At 39.7% G+C, this 18,395-nt stretch carries 13 protein-coding genes; 3 read left to right on the forward strand and 10 right to left on the reverse strand.

Annotation, left to right across the window (positions count from 1 at the left end):
- Nucleotides 1-55: 55 nt before the first annotated feature.
- The 3 genes from CNR22_24010 (at nucleotide 56) to CNR22_24020 (ending at nucleotide 3,070) form a co-directional block, all read left to right on the forward strand.
- A complete protein-coding gene (locus CNR22_24010; GenBank protein ID PBQ34709.1) occupies nucleotides 56-457 on the forward strand; it encodes a hypothetical protein in 402 nt (133 codons plus the stop codon).
- An 82-nt stretch (nucleotides 458-539) separates the two neighbouring features.
- The gene (locus CNR22_24015) at nucleotides 540-1,568 is read left to right on the forward strand and encodes an L-asparaginase 1 (protein PBQ34710.1); all 1,029 of its coding nucleotides are present in this window, start codon (nucleotides 540-542) and stop codon (nucleotides 1,566-1,568) included.
- 131 nt (nucleotides 1,569-1,699) lie between these two features.
- On the forward strand, nucleotides 1,700-3,070 hold the full coding sequence (locus CNR22_24020; GenBank protein ID PBQ34711.1) for a cystathionine beta-synthase: 1,371 nt from the start codon (nucleotides 1,700-1,702) through the stop codon (nucleotides 3,068-3,070).
- A gap of 38 nt (nucleotides 3,071-3,108) precedes the next feature.
- Here the strand turns inward: CNR22_24020 and CNR22_24025 are convergent, their stop codons facing one another.
- The 10 genes from CNR22_24025 to CNR22_24070 all read right to left on the reverse strand — a co-directional run bounded on the left by CNR22_24025 (nucleotide 3,109) and on the right by CNR22_24070 (nucleotide 18,196).
- Complete coding sequence (locus CNR22_24025; GenBank protein PBQ34712.1) at nucleotides 3,109-4,803, reverse strand: hypothetical protein; 1,695 nt, start codon at nucleotides 4,801-4,803, stop codon at nucleotides 3,109-3,111.
- 52 nt (nucleotides 4,804-4,855) lie between these two features.
- The gene (locus CNR22_24030; protein PBQ34713.1) at nucleotides 4,856-7,594 is read right to left on the reverse strand and encodes a hypothetical protein; all 2,739 of its coding nucleotides are present in this window, start codon (nucleotides 7,592-7,594) and stop codon (nucleotides 4,856-4,858) included.
- Nucleotides 7,595-7,706: 112 nt separating this feature from the next.
- Nucleotides 7,707-8,666 (reverse strand): hypothetical protein, encoded by a 960-nt coding sequence (locus CNR22_24035; protein ID PBQ34714.1) that lies wholly within the window; start codon nucleotides 8,664-8,666, stop codon nucleotides 7,707-7,709.
- A gap of 147 nt (nucleotides 8,667-8,813) precedes the next feature.
- Complete coding sequence (locus CNR22_24040) at nucleotides 8,814-9,527, reverse strand: DNA-binding response regulator (protein ID PBQ34715.1); 714 nt, start codon at nucleotides 9,525-9,527, stop codon at nucleotides 8,814-8,816.
- A gap of 25 nt (nucleotides 9,528-9,552) precedes the next feature.
- Entirely contained in the window at nucleotides 9,553-10,575 is a 1,023-nt protein-coding gene (locus CNR22_24045) for a histidine kinase (protein PBQ34716.1), read from the reverse strand.
- 32 nt (nucleotides 10,576-10,607) lie between these two features.
- Nucleotides 10,608-11,945, reverse strand: coding sequence for a peptidylprolyl isomerase (locus CNR22_24050; protein ID PBQ34717.1), 1,338 nt, complete (start codon nucleotides 11,943-11,945; stop codon nucleotides 10,608-10,610).
- A 214-nt stretch (nucleotides 11,946-12,159) separates the two neighbouring features.
- Entirely contained in the window at nucleotides 12,160-13,488 is a 1,329-nt protein-coding gene (locus tag CNR22_24055) for a hypothetical protein (GenBank protein ID PBQ34718.1), read from the reverse strand.
- On the reverse strand, nucleotides 13,481-16,570 hold the full coding sequence (locus tag CNR22_24060; protein ID PBQ34719.1) for an acriflavin resistance protein: 3,090 nt from the start codon (nucleotides 16,568-16,570) through the stop codon (nucleotides 13,481-13,483). Before CNR22_24060 ends, CNR22_24055 begins: the two co-directional genes overlap by 8 nt.
- Nucleotides 16,570-17,637: an efflux transporter periplasmic adaptor subunit gene (locus CNR22_24065; protein PBQ34720.1), complete on the reverse strand. Its 1,068-nt coding sequence runs from the start codon at nucleotides 17,635-17,637 to the stop codon at nucleotides 16,570-16,572. Before CNR22_24065 ends, CNR22_24060 begins: the two co-directional genes overlap by 1 nt.
- Nucleotides 17,638-17,647: 10 nt before the next feature.
- Nucleotides 17,648-18,196: a hypothetical protein gene (locus tag CNR22_24070; GenBank protein PBQ34721.1), complete on the reverse strand. Its 549-nt coding sequence runs from the start codon at nucleotides 18,194-18,196 to the stop codon at nucleotides 17,648-17,650.
- Nucleotides 18,197-18,395 lie beyond the last annotated feature (199 nt).

Below are 18,395 nucleotides of genomic sequence, written 5' to 3' on the forward strand. Positions count from 1 at the left end.
TTAGTCATGTCAACAAAGTTGACCCTTATAGCGTAAACAATAAAATAAATATATCATGGAAGTAATCGGAACACTAAAAACGAAATTCGAAACGCAGAAAGTAAGCGATCGTTTTCAAAAACGCGAATTTGTATTAACTACTGAAGCTAACACACCTTACCCTCAACACGTTAGTTTTCAGGTAACACAAGATAAATGCACGATCTTAGATCAATTTAACGATGGAGAAGAAATAAAAGTGCAGTTTAACTTACGTGGCCGCGAATGGAATGGTCCACAAGGGATTAAATACTTTAACACGCTTGAAGCATGGAGAATTGAACGTGTATCAGGAAGCAATACAGCGTCACAATCTACTCAAAACACAAATCAAGGCTCGAATACAAGTATGGGAACCAACTCCTCTGCACCAGTATTTACAAGCAATCCGGGAGATAACGACGATCTTCCTTTCTAATCAGAAAACAAAAAATTATAATGGAGATGCAAGACAAATTGTCTTGCATCTTGCTTTAAAAGCAATCTAAAAATCAAAAATTATGGCTAAAAAATCATCTGTACTTTTAATTTATACCGGTGGAACTATAGGTATGATGCAGGATGCCAGAACAGGAGAACTAAAGCCTTTTGATTTTAAGTCGCTCACCGAACAAATTCCAGAACTCACAAAGTTCGATATTGACCTTTCTTCTATCTCCTTTAAAAATCCGATTGACTCTTCGAATATGCACCCGGAAGTATGGATAGAGCTGGCAAAAATCATTGAAAAAAATTACAGCAAATACGATGGCTTTGTAGTGTTGCATGGCAGCGATACCATGAGTTTTACGGCCAGCGCGCTGAGCTTTATGCTCGAAAATCTGAATAAACCTGTAGTGCTCACTGGTTCACAATTACCAATCGGCATTATAAGAACAGATGGTAAAGAAAACCTGATAACTGCCATTGAGATTGCGGGAACCAAAGAAAAAGGAAAATCTATTGTAACAGAAGTGTGCGTGTATTTTGAATACAAACTTTACCGTGGTAACAGGACATTCAAATATAACAGCGCGCATTTTGACGCTTTTAAATCGCCCAATTATCCTGCCCTTGCCGAGGCCGGTGTAACTATCAGCTATAACAAACCAGCGCTCTTAAAATCAGCGTCGAAGCCCTTAAAAATTCACACAACTTTAGATAATGATATTGCGGTACTAAAATTATTTCCGGGTATCAGTAAAAAAATAACCTCGGCTATATTAAATACAAAAGGCATTAAGGCTATTATTTTAGAGACATTTGGAGCAGGTAATGCTACCACGCAAGACTGGTTTGTAGAAGAGTTAGAGAAAGCCATTGCCCGAGGCATCATCATCTTAAACATTACCCAGTGCAGCGAAGGGCGCGTTATACAGGGGATGTACGAGACCAGTTCACAACTTAAAAAACTAGGGGTGATTGGAGGTTCAGACCTTACTTTTGAAAGTGCGGTTACCAAACTTATGTTTTTACTGGGTCAAAAATTAAAACCTGCTCAACTAAAGAAGATGCTGCAGGCAGATCTCCGCGGGGAGTTGAGCAAGTAAAGCTCTTATTTCTTTGATCACGTTGAAGGCGGCCACGAGGGCATTATAAATGTTAAAAAGTAAAATATTTCTTTGTAAAAAATAACTATTTCAAGCCAGCCAAAGCCCTTATCTTTAACATTTACACGACTATGAAAATTTGCAAGACAATACTTGAAACTATTGGGAATACCCCGATGGTGAAACTCAATAAAATCACAAAAGATCTTCCCTGCGATGTTTACGCTAAAGTGGAAACTTTTAACCCGGGAAATTCCATTAAAGACCGTATGGCACTTAAAATGGTAGAAGATGCCGAGTTGGATGGCCGCTTAAAACCAGGCGGAACTATTATTGAAGGCACGAGTGGAAACACAGGGATGGGTCTTGCCATTGCCGCTGTTATTAAAGGCTACAAATGTATTTTTACAACTACAGATAAACAAAGTAAAGAGAAAGTAGATGCTTTGCGTGCTTTCGGTGCCGAAGTCATTGTTTGTCCTACTGACGTTGAACCTGAAGATCCGCGTTCGTATTATTCTGTTTCTTCACGTCTGGTACAAGAAATTCCGAATGCCTGGAAACCTAATCAATACGACAATTTAAGCAATAGCCAGGCGCACTACGAACAAACAGGGCCAGAGATCTGGGATCAAACAGACGGCAAAATCACTCACCTGGTTGTAGGAGTTGGAACCGGTGGAACTATTTGCGGAACAGGAAAATATCTAAAAGAAAAAAATCCGAATATTAAAATATTAGGAATTGATACCTACGGTTCAGTATTTAAAAAATACAAAGAGACCGGCATCTTCGATAAAAATGAAATTTACTCTTACATCACAGAAGGCATTGGAGAAGACTTTTTGCCAGCTAATGTGGATTTTAATGTGATCGATCATTTTGAAAAAGTTACCGATAAAGATGCGGCAGTAATGACGCGCCGTATTCCCCGTGAAGAAGGCATCTTTGCTGGAAACAGCGCAGGATCGGCTATGGCAGGACTTTTACAAATGAAAGGCATGTTTAAAAAAGGCGATGTGGTAGTTGTTATTTTTCACGATCATGGCACCCGTTATTTAGGAAAAATGTTTAACGATGACTGGATGCGCGAACGTCATTTCTTAGAGATGAGTAAACCAAAAGCCATTGACCTTGTTGCTAATCACAAGAACCAAAAATTATTGACCGTGGACGTTGAAGCGACTGTAAGTGATGCTTTGGCCATACTAAACAAATATGATATCTCACAAATTCCGGTAACCGAAAAAGGTCACTATGTGGGGTCGTTAAACGAAAGTTATTTATTTACACGTTTGATCGAAGACAGTGAAGTGAAAAACAAGTCTGTGAAATACCTTATGCAGGCGGCTTTTCCTATTGTTGGCGAAAAAGCGCCCATTGAAGAAGTAAGTAAACTGATTACAAAAGATAACAATGCGGTTTTATTACGCGACATGGGAGGTAACATGCATATCATTACCAAACACGATATTATTCAGGCCGTGGCGCAAATGGCTTAAAACTGTAATTGATTTTTAGAAAAGAGCAAGTAAACAAATTACTTGCTCTTTATTTTTTCAAGCCTTTTAAATCCGTCTTCCAGGTAGCTTTCGCGCATATTCATCTTTACAGGAGATGTCACTCCTTCAGGGAGTGTGTAAAACTGAATTTCGTTAGTAGGATAAATAAAAAATTTATGTGACCCCTGCTCTACTTCTATGGGTGTGGTAAAATCGTGATTTACGCGATCAAATTGAAAAATAAGCTGATCTTTTTCTAAAGTAAAATCATAATCAAAATTCCAGAGAAGCAGAGGAGAACTTCGGTGATAGAGGTAGTGATCAAAGAAATAGGTTTGGTCTTTAGCACTCATTTTATTTACCAGGTTTATAAAATCTTTGGTACTTGTAGTTTTGTAACACTGTTCTTTAAAAAATGTTTTTAAAATGGCGAAGAATAAAGTATCGTTTTGCAAATGATTACGAAGCGTGTGGAGCATGGCAGCTCCTTTTACATAAGGATCTCCATCCTTGTAGTTCCAGTAATACACTCCCGAAGGACCAATAACCGGTTTTTTATTTGCCACCGTAATACTATTCCAGTTGACATAATTTAAGTAAGCCTCATAGCCTTTTGTTTTTTCAACGTACAGCGCTTCAGCATAAGTGGCCATGCCTTCGTGGATCCATACATCAGAAAAATCTGCCACAGAAACAGCATTGCCCCACCATTCGTGAGCTGTTTCATGAAGGATAATGTAATCGTAACTCTCGTTTCTTTCATTTTTATACCCGTTGCCGTAAGCTATTGCCGTTTGATGCTCCATGCCGGCAAACGGACTCTCCACCAACTTATAACCATCTTTAGTCCAGGGATAGTTGCCGAATAACGCTTCATAGACTTTCAGAATCTTCTCCGTCTGTAAGAAATGCGTTTCCGCTTTTGTGAAATTTTCAGAAAGCGCATAAAATTTTAAGGTCATTTTTTCACCATCCATACAAGTGTAGGGTTGCTCCATAAGTTTATAATCTCCCACATAAAATGTTATGTTGTAAGGATTTATCATGTAAGAGGTTTGCCAGGTATAAACTTTCACAGTTTCCTTTCCTTCTACAGAAATTAAATTGCCATTTGAAACGCCCACAAGCTCTTTGGGAATACTGAGGTGCATCGTCATGCTATCGGGTTCATCACCCAACCAGGCTTTTACAGGCAACCAGGTCTGTGCCCCCGCCCCCTCGCAGGCTACCGATACAAAAGGCTTTCCATTCTTATCCTTTTTCCAAACAAAACCGCCTTCCCAGGGTGGACGTTTTGCAGAGACGGGTTTTCCCTGGTAATAAACAGTAACAAGCTGTGATACCTCTTTAGAAGGCAGCGTTATTGTAATAGCAGTGGCTTTGCGTGTGAAGGAAAGTCTTTGTGCGCCCTGTTTTATAGAATCAATCTTGAATTGCGGATCAAGGTCTATTTGTATTTTATCAGAAGGTTTAATTAAGTCGAAACGTGTAGTGACCTTACCGGAAATACTTTTTTTGTCTGTATCGATAGAGATATGAATATCATAGTGTTTCACATCGAAGCAGCTTCTGTTCGCATTATTAAATCCAAGTAGGGAATCTTTTTGGGTAAAATCTGGAAGACGCGCCGGTTTTTTTGGTGTTTTATGTTTGAAGTTTAAACCCAGGCTCATGCAGGAGGCCAGGAACAAAAATAAAGGTACACTCAGTAGTCTGTAAGAAAATCTATTCATCCTCTCAAAAATATTAATTCAGAATGAAATAGGCTGTAAAAAAGAAAATTATTTAGCGAAGGACATTCACAAAGCCGCGCAGGACATGTTCTTTTTGAAGATTATCAGTTACTACAACCCGCCAGCTATAAATATCATTGGGATCTGTTCGAACAGCGTCGGGTACTGCTGCATCTGGTTCTATGCCTCCATCCCAGCCTTTGTAAACATCTGTGGTGGAAAAAATTTTATGTCCCCAGCGGTTATATATGTTCAGTGAATAATTTTCGTAGAGCCACCCTGTACCTTTAGGAAGAAACACATCGTTGATTCCATCGTTATTTGGTGTAAAAGCATTGGGCATATAAAAATTAAACCCTTCAAACACACAAATACTTCTTATGGTAGAGTCTTTGCAACCATTCGCATTTTCTGTAAGCAAACGAATATCATAACACCCTGTATCTCTAAACGAATAGGAGATATTTTCAGTCGTTCCAAAATAGACACCATCCACATACCATTTGTAGGAAGATGCATTGCTGGTTATATTTTTAATTTGCACATTTTCTGCGTCGTTAAGCGTTATAGTGCCAGGCTCTGTAACAAACCCTGCCTGGGGCTTAACAAGCACGTGCACAGCATTTGTATAGGTATAAGAAGCCTTGCAGGAATTTGCATCGGTAACGCTTAAACGTAAATTAAAATCACCTGCTTTTTCGTAGCAGTAAAACGTTGTATCGCCTCTTTGCTCAAAAGGTTTATCGCCATAATTCCAGATGGCATTTTTCGAATCGGGTGTGATATTGATAAAGCTAGTGCAATAAGGCGTGCAACCGCCTTTACCTTCTTGTTTAAAGAGCGGTTGAATAACAGGATGGATTTTGATAGTAATTTCTTTATAGGCCGTTGGGGTTCCACAGGCATCATTCACTACTACCGTATAAGTGGGAATTTTAATATTCTCTACAAAAATTGATGCGCCTTTAGACTCTCCCGGAAGCCATAAAAAAGAATAGTTGCCGTCGCCACCAGTAACCGTGGGCGTAATTTGCGCCGTGGTGCCCGGACAAATGCCTGCGTTTGAATTACTGATATCTATAGTTAATTTCGGGTTTACATTCACTGTCACGGCATACGGGTCAAGTGTACACCCTTTTGAGTCGTAGACATTCAAGCTATAAGTTGTTGTAACTACAGGTTCAACATTTACTGTTTGCCCCGACAAAGAACCCGGATTCCAGAGGTAACTCAAAACTCCGGTTCCGCCACCGGCGGAAGCTTTCAGTTGCGCATACCTTCCTATACAAATAGCTGCAGGCGACGCCGCTGAATAAGAAAAAGCGGCAGGCTGAGGAAAATTAAGCGTATCAAAAGCAGGACAACCATTTGCATCTAAGGCTTTTACCATGTAAAACCCAGCGCATAAATTAGAGAGCACACTGTTTGTGGTTACCGGCAAACCCGTTATACTGTAGCTTACCGGCTGCACAGCATTCTGTGTATTCAGTAAAACACTTCCATTGCACATGTTGTAACATTGCACCGGGGTAACCGTTAGAATATGCAGGCTAACGGTGCTAAGGTTGCCGACATAAATCAAAGAGGAGTCTATGCAGCCTTTTGCATCTTCAATAATGGTTGTATAAGTTCCTGTGGTTAGCCCGCTGGCAGTGTTTCCCGGAAGATTACCGGGCAAGGTGGTGTAAGTATAAGGGGCCATACCACCTGTAGCGTTTAAAGTATAAGAACCATCAGCAGCGCTGCAATTCTCTTTCGTAATGGTCGCAGCGGGGACAATTGCTGGTGCAGGAGGCACGGTAATCACGCTCCGTGTTATACAATTACTCAGGTCCAAAACATCCAGCGTGTAGTTTCCGGCAGCAAGGTTTTGAAAAATGGATCCGCTAGCCGAACCGGGCGTCCAGGAATAAGTATAACCCGCTACGGGTCCATTTACAATAACGGAGATTGCGCCGTTCGCGTCTCCCGGGCAATTTGGCTGAGTAATGGTTGGTGTTATAATTTGCTGTGCGGCCTGGCTAAGAGTAAAAACATTGCTTTGTAAACAGCCCTTACTGTCTTTGGTGATTATGGTTTGTGTTCCTGCTACTATACCAGTAGCAATGCTTCCCGACGAAGAGGACACAGGATTTCCATTAACCGTATAGGAATAAGGAGCTACGCCACCTGTTGTAGTGACGACACTATTGATTGTGCCTCCATAGCAAGGAATAAGCGTGCTGCTCAACTGGCTATCTATTTGAGGTGGCTGATTTATTGTAAAACTTCGTCCTGCGCTGCATCCCGACGTGGTGGTCATAACTACGGAATATACTCCGGCTGATAATCCTCCAATAGAAGAACTTGTTGCCCCTGTAGACCACTGGTGGGTATCGGTAGGATACAGATAAGTAGCTGATGCACCACCATTTGTTCCTCCATAACAATCCACATTATTTGTTGAGAGCGATATGTTTATAGAAGCAGTAGGATTAGGAAAACTCCCCTGTACATATCCATACGTGCAAGTTCCGGCGCTGTAAATATTAACGGTATAAAATCCTGCCGCAGGAAGATTGGCAAATGTTACGTATGTATTGGTAACCACTGTATTAATACCGAGAGCAACGGAGGTTAAGGTGTACGGAGGCGCTATCCCGGTTCCTATTATACTAATCGTTAATTCGCCCGTTGCTGAGCCGCAGTTGTATGAAGGTGAAGGGACTGGATACATACATTGTGTCTTTGCTCTTTGGGTAAAACACATAATGAGCAAGAGAACCAAGCTATGTCGGAGCAATTTTAACATATTTAGTACCCTAAAAGTACTCTACCAAAGATAAAAATCTTTAGCGTATTAGTAATTGGCAGCATTCGCCCGATAAGTGGATTATGGCTAATTAATGCAAAAAAGAAGACTGTTACCAGGCAAAGTTTAAACCCAGGATATTGGAATTGCCGGGGAAGGCCATTTTTGAAAAGGAATAAGAAAAACCAAAACGTTTGATACGTAACCCTACACCAAAACTCAAACCGTTAGCGCCTCTGCGCTCCGGTAAGGTCATTTCTTTCTGACGGCGGTAATTATAAGCCACCTGCAGATAAAAGTTTTTTCCAAAAGAAATTTCTGTTCCTATTACCAGGTGACGCATAAAATTATCGCCCACATTTCCTGCACGTACTTTAAAGCGTTGAAAACCTGTGGAATCTGTTGTTTTATCACTCAGGTTCAACGAACTGGATTTGCCAGTTGTATCTACGGGACTAATATATTTTAAATCCCATTTCAGTAATTGATCATAAACTACAAACAAGCGAAAAGGCGCTTTTGCCACCTTTTTACTCCAACCTAACTGAACATTTTGAGGCAAAGTTTCATTCACCCCATTGTTGGAATAACTCTTCCAGATAAAGCCTACGTTTTTAACCAAAAGGCTTACTGTCATGTTCTTTCTATTGTGGTAGGTCACCCCAAAATCAATAGCATTACCGAATGACTGGTAAACATCGTATTGAGAAATGATTGTTTTCAATGCGATTCCAATGTTAAACATAGAATCTGCCATGGGTTTGGCGTAATTGAGAGTAATGAGGTTATCGTTTGCTTTAAAAGTGTTTGTTTTTTGCCCGAGCTCATCATAGCCCTGGAACTTTCCGTAATTGTATGTCTGCAGGCTTATAGCCCCGGTGCCGTAAGATTTAAGACTATGGGCGTAGGCGGCCTGGTAGAAATTTATATCCCCCACGTAATTGCAGTAATTAAACGCCACCTGCTTGGTCATAGCAGGATTTAACAAAGAAGGATTACTGTTTATGAGGTTAATATCATCACCCCAAATGCTCATGGCCGAACCACCATTACCGGCAGCCCTGGCCGTCATTGGAATATCGAGGAAACGATAAGTGCGGGTACCTCCTATTTGCGAAAAGCTTTCGAGGACTATAAAAACGGATATAAAGAGTACTAAATTTCTCAACTCGGTAATAACGGCTAATTTATAAATTTAGTGTGAGAAAACGGAACAAATTTACAAACTCATCATGTCCTTCAATTTAACAGCCTGGCGACGGGAGATTTCAATATCCTTACCGTCTTTTAGTTTTACATTTAAACCACCGTTAAACCAGGTTTCAACGCTGGCTATATAACTCATGTTGATCATGTGTTTACGAGAGGCCCTAAAGAACTGTTTTTCGTTTAAGCGTGTTTCTAAACTATTTAAGCTGCGCAGAATAAGCGGTCTGAAATTTTCGAAATACACACGCACATAATTACCCTCCGATTCAAACAATCGAATGTCAGAGAGCCGCACGAACCAGCATTTTTCACCGTCTTTAATAAAAACCATGTCTTTTTCAGTAAGAGGTGTATTGTTATCGGTGCGGGTGGCGGTTTCTTTAATGGATAATTTTTTTATAGTTTCAGCAAGACGCTCTGCCTGCACCGGTTTTAAAAGATAATCGAAAGCGTTGAGTTCAAAAGCTTTAATAGCGTGCTCATCATGCGCCGTTACAAATACTACATCAATAGCTCCTGAAATTTCCTCAGCAAGCTCAAGGCCCGATTTTCCGGGCATATTAATATCACAAAAAATAATGTCCGGTTTTAATTCATTGATTTTCTCCCTGGCCTGTTGAGCGTCAGAACACTCTGCAATAATTTCGACTTCTTTGTAGGCGGCTAATAAATTTTTTAATTCCTGGCGGGCCAGGCGTTCATCGTCAATGATTATAGCTTTCATGGTCTGATTAAAGTTTATTCTATTTTTATTTCAAAGGTATAGTTATCTCTACAACTACCAAATCGTTTGCTTCGTGTATTGAAATTTTTCCGGCGGAACCATAAAGTAATTCTAACCGTAAGATAGAATTTTTAAATCCTACACCGGTTAAGGGTGTTTCAGAATTGATTTTCCCGCTGTTCGACACCTGGATTTTAAGTTTCTGTTCCTCCTTAAAAGCTTCTATGAGTATTTGTCCGCCACCCGGCAGGCGTGATATTCCGTGCTTAATAGCATTCTCTACCTGCGATTGAATAATAAAAGGTGGAATAAAGGCACTGCTTATATTTTCTTCAATTTTAAACGTGTAATTCAAACGTTCTTCGTAACGGATCTGTTCAAGGTTTAAATAGTCTTTTACCAGAGCAATTTCGTCCTTCAAAAAAATTTCTTTGCTTTTATCCATCAGTAAAGTGTTACGCAAAATATTGGATAATTGTGTGACCGCTGTTTTGGCATTCGTAGGATTTTCGTCAATTAAAGCGCGAATACTGTTCATACAATTAAAAATAAAATGGGGATTTAACTGGGCTTTTAAACTGTTAAGTTCCGACTCTCTGCTTGCAGCCAAATAACGTAAAGAATTAATCTCTGCACGTTTGTAGTTTTGAAAATACTGGAATCCAAAATAAATAATATTCCATAAACTGAAAACCACTGTAAAATCAGTAATAGATGTCGATATGGAAAGAAAATCGGGCCAGGAATCGAGGAGGCCGAATAAAACGAATAAGGTAGAAAAAATTAAAAAGAAGATAACCGCTTTGACGAGGCTGAACAAAACGATGCAGATTAACTGGAGGGAAATGCGAAGTTCCAGAATTTTCTGACGGATAATAAAATTCCGGTAAAAATGCGAAATGGCAATGCCAATAGGCAGCATTAAGAAATAAATGAGGTATTCTTTAAAACTGGACTGGTAGCTTAATCCGAAAAAAACGGAATTAACGATGATATAAAAAGACCAGCCGAAAATCTGGCAGTACCAATAAATTGAAGACTTTTTCATTCAGCTAATTAACAGCTCAATGTACTAATAAATCAGTTAGCAGAAATTACCCAGTCGTTTTCAAATTTACAAAGATATTCCTGGTCGAGTTTTATGTAAGTGATTTTAGACCGTTTTTTAATCCACTCTTTTACAATTTCCTGTTTCTTAACCTGGTTTGCCATTGCTGAAATTCTTTGGTAATCGTCTTTCATATTAGCTCTGTGCGGATCAATTCTGTTTTTAAGCTTTAAGATCCTATACCCTGCTCTTCCATCCTGGGTTGAAAATTGCATCGGGTTACTAAACTCACCAATTTGCATGCTATTAAAAGTCGCGATCAGATTTTTATCGATCTGGCTTAAAGTTTCGTTATCAAACTTGGTAGAAGCATTTGAAGGGTTGATCATTAAACCGGCGTTTTGTTTTGTCTCCTCGTCATCACTGAATTTTTTTACAGCATCTTCAAAACTAATGGTTCCGGCCTTTATAGCATCGTGTATAGAGTCTAACTGCTTTTTACACTTGAAAAAATCTTCATTGCTCATCTTTGGCATCACAAGTACGTGACGCACCGATACCATTTCTCCCTTACGTTGTTCGAGTTGAATAAAATGGTAACCATAAGCTGTTTCAAAAACATTGGAGATCTCCCCTTTCTTTAAACGAAAAGCAACAGCTTCAAAAGCAGGATCCATTACCCCACGTCCAAATTCATAGTGCCCGCCGTCCTTTGCTGAACCCGGATCTTCGCTGTATAAACGCGCAATGGTGCTGATACTAACTTCACCTTTAACCACACGTTGACGGTAAGATTCAAGGCTTTCACGCGCATCCAGTCTGGCTTCAGAACTAAAAGTAGGACGCTTAACGAGTTGCTGAAGTTCCACTTCCGACTCAATTAGGGGCAGGCTATCTATAGGAATGGTATTAAAAAATAAACGTACTTCGGCTGGTGTTAATTTCGCATCGCCGGTAATTTTGCCATTCATTTTCTCGGCAACCAATTGTTCCTGGATATCCGGTTTTAACTCGTCACGCATTACATTGGTACGCTTGCCATAAAAAGCCTCCATTTTTTCTTCACTGCCAAACTGTTGAACAAAATAATTCATACGGCGCGTTAATTCTGTTTCCACTTCGGCATCCGACACTACCACACTATCTCTGTCTGCCTGGGCAACCAGGAGTTTTTGAAAAACCAACATCTCGAAAGCATTGCATTTATCAAGCGGTGCGCCCTGGTTTTCGCGCTCCACCATACTGTTCTGAAGATCACTCAAAAGAATAGGGTATTTGGCAACAACGCCTATAACTTTATCAATAGGTTGCTGAGCTTTGAAAATTAAAGCTGACAAGGCGAGCAGGAGGGTGAATCTGAATTTTAACATGCGTGGTAAATTTACTTAAAATATAAGAGCTTTAGAGCTGCGTTTTCTTAAAATTTTATAAGTTTTAAGGCTAAGACGGGCGGAAGAACTGAAAAGTTACAGGAACTTACAACTTAACAGGTGTGCTGAAAAAACCGCCGGGATCATCTGAACTCTTGACTAGCTTTCTGCAATGCCGAGACACTGTATATTAAAAATAATCCATCATTTGAAATTACTTCACCAGACTTCCATTGACCCGCAGCAACTCGGCCTCGGCTACCTTAATAGCATAGAGAGCGTTGATATAACGAACCTGTGCGTCTTCGAGATTTTTTTGCGTTTCGATGGTTTCTAACAGATTAGCCTTACCCACTTTATAGCGTTCTAAGGAAATAGTTTGCACTTCTTTTGAATCGGCAAGATTCTGTCTTTCCATGCTTACAATTTGCTGATTCAATAAATAGGAACGGTAACTCACGTAAACAAGTCCATCTATCTGCAATTGTGTTTGCTCGGTAAAATAACGCTGATTTAATGCTTGTATACTGCGTTCTTTCACGAGCCTGTTATTTTTGTTACCATTAAAAATTAACCAGCTGGCACTAATACCGCCGTTTAAACCATTCTGACGGTTTAAGAATACGATACCGGCCTGACTTTGGTTTCGTGTAAAAACATAAGCTCCATTTACCTGGATTAAAGGAATGTTTGCTGAGCGTGCTTCTCTTATGGTTTGGCCGAATATGAGTTCATTTTGTTTGGAAATAAGAACAGAGGAGTTGCTTTGTGTAACGTTTTTCTTCAGATCATCAAGATTCGGATTGTAATTTACACTTATAGAATCTGTGGTTTGATAATCAGTGTCGGCCGGACGGGCTATAAGCGTATTCAATTGAACTTTGGCATTCAACAGCTCCAGTTCTAACTGAATAATTTCGCTCTTCGCTTTATTTTCGTCAGATCGGGAGAGTAAAACATCTACTTTAGAATCAGAACCGATCTCTAGCTTTAACTCTGCAATTTTGCGGCGTTCCTGGTAAATCTCTAAATTTTGTTTTGCGGCTTTCAGCAACTCTTTTGTTTTTACGATATTAAAATAAGTAACGATCACATCGTAAACAGTATTCTCCATTTGTTGTTTTAGCTGGATAGCTGAAAGTCCTTCGTTTAATTCGAGGCGTTTTTTAATGGCGAACATTTTAAATCCGTCAAACACATTCCAGGCAGCGTTGATAGAGGCGCCCGTTGCATTGGTCTGGGCCCCTGTTCTATCCTGCACTACGCCTGTATTAAATACCTGGTGTGAATTCAGAGTGGCGAGATTTAAATTCGCTAAAGCGGTAACGGTTGGCGACATGCCGGCATTACCCAAATTGTTTTGTGCTTTTGCAATTTCCTGGTTGCCTTTTACAATAAGCACAGAGTAGTTTTTTTCGAGAGCTAATTTAATCGCTTCATCTACCGTGAGTTTATCTTGTGCTTGTGAAGCAAATGCAAACAAAAAACAAACGCATACCAGTGTTATCGTTCGTTTTGTAGTATGTAAACAACTCTTAAGCATGTGGTTTAATTTCTTCGTTATTCTTCGGTTTGTCTTTTATCATAAAGGAATAGATAGCTGGAATCACAAACAGTGTGAGGATCATTGATAACAACAAACCGCCAATGATCACAATCCCCATGCCCATTCTACTCTTTGAACCCGCACCCAAAGCCATAGCAATGGGCAAGGCACCGAGGATGGTAGCAAGACTGGTCATTAAAATCGGACGCATACGGGCAGTGGAAGCCTCAATAAGAGCTTCTCCCACGGGCATACCTCTTTCTCTTAACTGATTTGTAAATTCAATAATTAAAATCCCATTCTTTGTTACCAGTCCGATTAGCATGATCATTCCAATCTGGCTAAAAATATTTAAGGTTTGATTAAAATACCACAATGAAAAAACAGCTCCTGAAAGGGCCATGGGTACAGTGATCATAATAATTAAAGGCTCTACAAAACTTTCAAATTGTGCAGCCAGTAATAAATAAATTAAAACCAATGCTAAAGCAAAGGCAAAGAAAATATTAGAAGAACTTTCTGCATAGTCACGTGAAGCGCCTGTTAAGGAGGTTGTGAAACTATCATCCAACACCTGGGCTGCAATTTTATTCATCTCGTCAATTCCATCTCCAATAGTTTTACCAGGAGCCAAACCTGCAGTAATGGTAGCAGACTGGTACCTGTTGTAGTGATACAATTGAGGTGGACTACTGCGCTCAACAACGGTAACAACATTATCCAGTTGAATCATTTCTCCACTGGCATTACGCACGAAAAGATCCTGGATATCGCGTGGATCGTCTCTGCTCTCGCGGGTTACCTGACCTAAAACCTGGTATTGTTTATCTCCTTTTATATAGTATCCGAAACGCTGGCCACTTAAAGCGAGCTGAATGGTTTGTGCCACATCAGCAATGGAAACACCCATTGTTCTTGCTTTATCGCGGTTGATCTCAATTACCAACTCGGGCTTATTAAATTTTAAATTAACGTCTACCTGACCACCAAATACAGGGTTTTTGCTGGCCAGCTCCATAAATTGCGGAAGTTTTTCACGCAGTTTCCCGAAGTTTTGTGTTTGCAATACAAATGCTACAGGTAAAGTACCGCGGGGTCCGCCGCCGGAAGTAATAGATTGTTCCTGGATAACAAAGACGCGACCTTCAGGAAATTGTCCTACGTTTTTATTAATGGCGGCAGCTATTTGCGCCTGCGATCTTTCTCTATGATCAGACTCTGTTAAAGCGAGACGTACAAATCCTGTGTTTACCGCACCTGAACCGGCAAAGCCCGGTGCAGTAACAGTTAAGGCTACTGCTTTTTCAGGAACAGAATCGGAAATAAATCCCGAGATCCTGTCTATTAAAGCGTCGGTAGCTTCGAAGGAAGTTCCTTCGGGGGCTGTTACTTGCAGTCTGAGCCAGTTGCGGTCTTCCAAGGGAGAAAGCTCCGACTGTAATTGAGACCCGAAAAAGAAGATCGCGCCAAAAGAAGCTGCAATGATAATTATAGCCCACCATCTTTTTTGAAGAAAATTGGTAACTGTTTTTTTAAACCAGGCATCCAGACCAACAAAGAAAGGTTCGGTCATATGATAAAACTTACTTTTTTTAGTCGGGTCTTTTTTAACCAGCTTTGCATTCAGCATGGGTGTTAGGGTAAGTGAAACAAAAGCAGAAATAATAACGGCTCCCGCAATTACCACACCAAACTCACGAAAGAGACGTCCAACAAATCCTTCTAAAAAGATAACCGGCATAAATACTGCTGCCAGCGTTAAGGAAGTAATAATAACTGCCATGTAAATCTCCCTTGTGCCTTCAATTGCCGCCTCTGTGGGCTTCATACCTTTTTCAATTTTTTTGAAAATATTTTCGGTTACAACTATTCCATCATCCACTACCAAACCAGTTGCAAGCACAATTGCTAAAAGCGTCAATACATTTATAGAGTAATCCATAATGTACATAATAAAAAAAGCGCCAATCAAAGAAACCGGAATATCTATTAAAGGACGAAAAGCAATTAACCAATCCCTGAAAAATAAAAAGATGATGAGGATTACCAATATCAAAGCGATGATGAGTGTTTCCTGAACTTCTACAATGGATTTCTTAATAAACCTTGTATTGTCCAGAGCAATGTTCACATGGTAATCTTTCGGCAACTCCTTTTTAAGCAATTCGTAACGTTTGTAAAACTCTTTTGAAATATCGATGTAATTAGCTCCGGGCTGCGGCACAAGTCCAAGTCCCACCATGGGAACTCCAGAGTCTTTTAAAATCGTCTCTTCATTTTCTGCCCCCTGCTCTACCAGTGCCACATCTCTTAAACGCACAATGTTGCTGGCATCTTCTTTAATGATCATGGCCTCAAACTCCGGCACTGTTGACAATCTACCGATTGTATTTACCGTAAGCTCTGTGGCGTTACCAGCAATTTTACCTGATGGAAGATCCACGTTTTCGCGATCTAATGCCAGTTTCACATCGAGTGGCGTTAAATTATAAGCCGCAAGTTTATCGGGATGCAGGCGGATGCGCATCGAAAAGCGGCGTTGTCCCCAGATCTGCACCAAGCTTACCCCTGAAATTGTCTGAAGATTTTGAGCGATCACATTTTCGGCATAATCACTCACTTCTAATAACGAACGGGAATCGCTCAACAATGTCATGGAAATAATGGCATCTGAGTTAGCGTCTGCTTTAGATACAACGGGCGGTGCATCGATATCCTGTGGCAATTGTCGTAAGGCTTGCGAAACCTTATCCCTCACATCGTTGGCAGCAGCTTCAAGATTGGCTCCTAAATTAAATTCTACGGTTATAATACTCGACCCCTGGTTTGAGGAAGCTGAGATAGAACGTATCCCGTCGATACCATTGATGGCTTTTTCAAGAGGTTCGGTGATCTGCGACTGTATAACGTCGGCATTGGCCCCGGTATAATTGGTGCGAACTGTAATAACAGGTGGATCGATGGATGGGAATTCGCGCACGCCGAGGTAATTGTAACCAATAGCACCAAAGAGCACAATGATTACTGACATTACTACTGCTAAAACCGGGCGCTTTACGCTTAACGAAGCTATATCCATTAGTTAACCGCTTTTAGTAATTTAAGTTTAGAATCTTTTTTTACAGAGAGTAAACCCGTTGTAATAACGGTGTCTCCCGGTGCAAGGCCCTTAACTATTTCGATCTTATCATCGGTTCTAACACCAATGTCTACAAGCACTTCGGTAGCCACACCACCCCGGCTTACGAAAACTTTTTGTCCTTTTAAAATAGCTATCACCGCCTGGGTTGGAACCATTAAAGCATTGTTGGTTTGCCCCATATTTACAAAAACTTTTACAAAGCTTCCTGGATAAAAAGTTTCTGAACCATTGTACATGGCCCTGGCTTTTATTGTTTTGGTTATTTCGTCAACACGTGGCTCTATAGCATAGATTGTTGCAGAAAATGTTTTTTGAGAGTTTAAATTGTCGTTAGAAAAATTAACATGAATTCCTTTTTTAAAAAGCGCATTGTATTTTTCAGGAATAGAAAATTCGACATAAAGCGGCTGCAGTTGAATAAGAGAAGCTATGGGAGTAGTAAGACTTACAAAGGACCCGGGACTAATATTTTTAAGTCCAATTACACCGCTAAAGGGAGCCGTAATGTTTGTTTTTGCAAGCTGGGCTTCTATGTATGCCTGGTCAGCTTTAAAACCTGCCAGTTCGTTTTCCTGCATATCAAATTCTTCCTGGCTGATGCCATTAATACCTAAAAGCTTTTTAAGGCGCTCTAATTTTTGCTCAGATAATTTTAATTGCGTTTTTGTTTTTAAAAGTTGAGCTTCCAAATCAGAACTATTAAGTTTCACCAGGAGATCTCCTTTATTTACAGATTCACCTTCTTTAAAATTTACAGAGATTATTTTACCGTTTACTTCCGGCAGAATATCGATCTGGTTAAAAGCGCCTATTTTACCGGTTGTATAGATATCGTTATTAAAAGATGTAGCTTTTGTAACGTAATAATTTACGGCTATAGGAATATTTTTTCTTTCCTGTGGTGTTAAAACTTTCTCTTGTTTTTTTGAGAAGAAAAGAAATTTGGATCCTATGAGCAGTGCTATAACAACAACAATAATGAGCCAGTTAGGTATTTTTTTCATGAGGGAAAACTTAATTTTTGTGCGTGCTTTTTTGTGCTTTCAATTTTGTTATCGAAAGACTGCGGTTATTTTTTGAGAGCGTTCTTGTTTTTTTATAATTAAACTGCAGATCATTTCCGGGTAATAATTTTAAATTTTCCGACAATGTAGACAGTACTCTTGTGAAAGCTATCCTGTCCTGTTTGGTAATAGTAGAAAAGATTTGCTCGTCAATTTCATCGAAAGACTTAACGATTTCAGCCGTATACTTTTGTCCTTTTTTCGTTAAAATAACAATGTGTTCTCGGCGGTCTTCAGTATTTATTTCCCGCAAAACATAGCCTGCTTTAATGAGGTAATCCAGCACCTTCACCATGGCCGTTTTATCAATTGCCAGATGATTGCAAATAAATTGCTGACTGCAACCGTTGTTTTCGTTTAAAAAATAAAGAACGGAGAAATACCTCTCTATTTCAAGATCCTCAAGACTTTTACTTAAAACACCAAAATAAAGCTTTGAAAGAATCAGCGCCCTTGTACCCACGGGAATATCTTTATTTTTTCTCAGTTTAGAGTGCACCGTTTCATCTTAAAATAGTTTGTAAATGTAACCAATATTAAAAGCCAGGGGCTTGATTTAAGGCTTTTTAACGCTAGTACGGATTATTATTTTACATTGAATCTTTAATTTACAAAACATGCCTTTTTACATTTTTTATTTCGATTTAATTTTATAATAACTGTTCGTTTACGGGCATAAAAAAACCTCAGGATGAGAA

This window comes from Sphingobacteriaceae bacterium (assembly GCA_002319075.1).
Classification (GTDB): Bacteria; Bacteroidota; Bacteroidia; order B-17B0; family Aurantibacillaceae; genus Aurantibacillus.

Coding starts and splice junctions, on each gene's coding strand:
- CNR22_24010 (PBQ34709.1), top strand. CDS start 56: ATGGAAGTAATCGGAACACTAAAAACGAAATTCGAAACGCAGAAAGTA.
- CNR22_24060 (PBQ34719.1), bottom strand. CDS start 16,570: ATGGATATAGCTTCGTTAAGCGTAAAGCGCCCGGTTTTAGCAGTAGTA.
- CNR22_24055 (PBQ34718.1), bottom strand. CDS start 13,488: ATGCTTAAGAGTTGTTTACATACTACAAAACGAACGATAACACTGGTA.
- CNR22_24045 (PBQ34716.1), bottom strand. CDS start 10,575: ATGAAAAAGTCTTCAATTTATTGGTACTGCCAGATTTTCGGCTGGTCT.
- CNR22_24025 (PBQ34712.1), bottom strand. CDS start 4,803: ATGAATAGATTTTCTTACAGACTACTGAGTGTACCTTTATTTTTGTTC.
- CNR22_24020 (PBQ34711.1), top strand. CDS start 1,700: ATGAAAATTTGCAAGACAATACTTGAAACTATTGGGAATACCCCGATG.
- CNR22_24065 (PBQ34720.1), bottom strand. CDS start 17,637: ATGAAAAAAATACCTAACTGGCTCATTATTGTTGTTGTTATAGCACTG.
- CNR22_24035 (PBQ34714.1), bottom strand. CDS start 8,666: ATGACGGCCAGGGCTGCCGGTAATGGTGGTTCGGCCATGAGCATTTGG.
- CNR22_24040 (PBQ34715.1), bottom strand. CDS start 9,527: ATGAAAGCTATAATCATTGACGATGAACGCCTGGCCCGCCAGGAATTA.
- CNR22_24030 (PBQ34713.1), bottom strand. CDS start 7,594: ATGTTAAAATTGCTCCGACATAGCTTGGTTCTCTTGCTCATTATGTGT.
- CNR22_24015 (PBQ34710.1), top strand. CDS start 540: ATGGCTAAAAAATCATCTGTACTTTTAATTTATACCGGTGGAACTATA.
- CNR22_24050 (PBQ34717.1), bottom strand. CDS start 11,945: ATGTTAAAATTCAGATTCACCCTCCTGCTCGCCTTGTCAGCTTTAATT.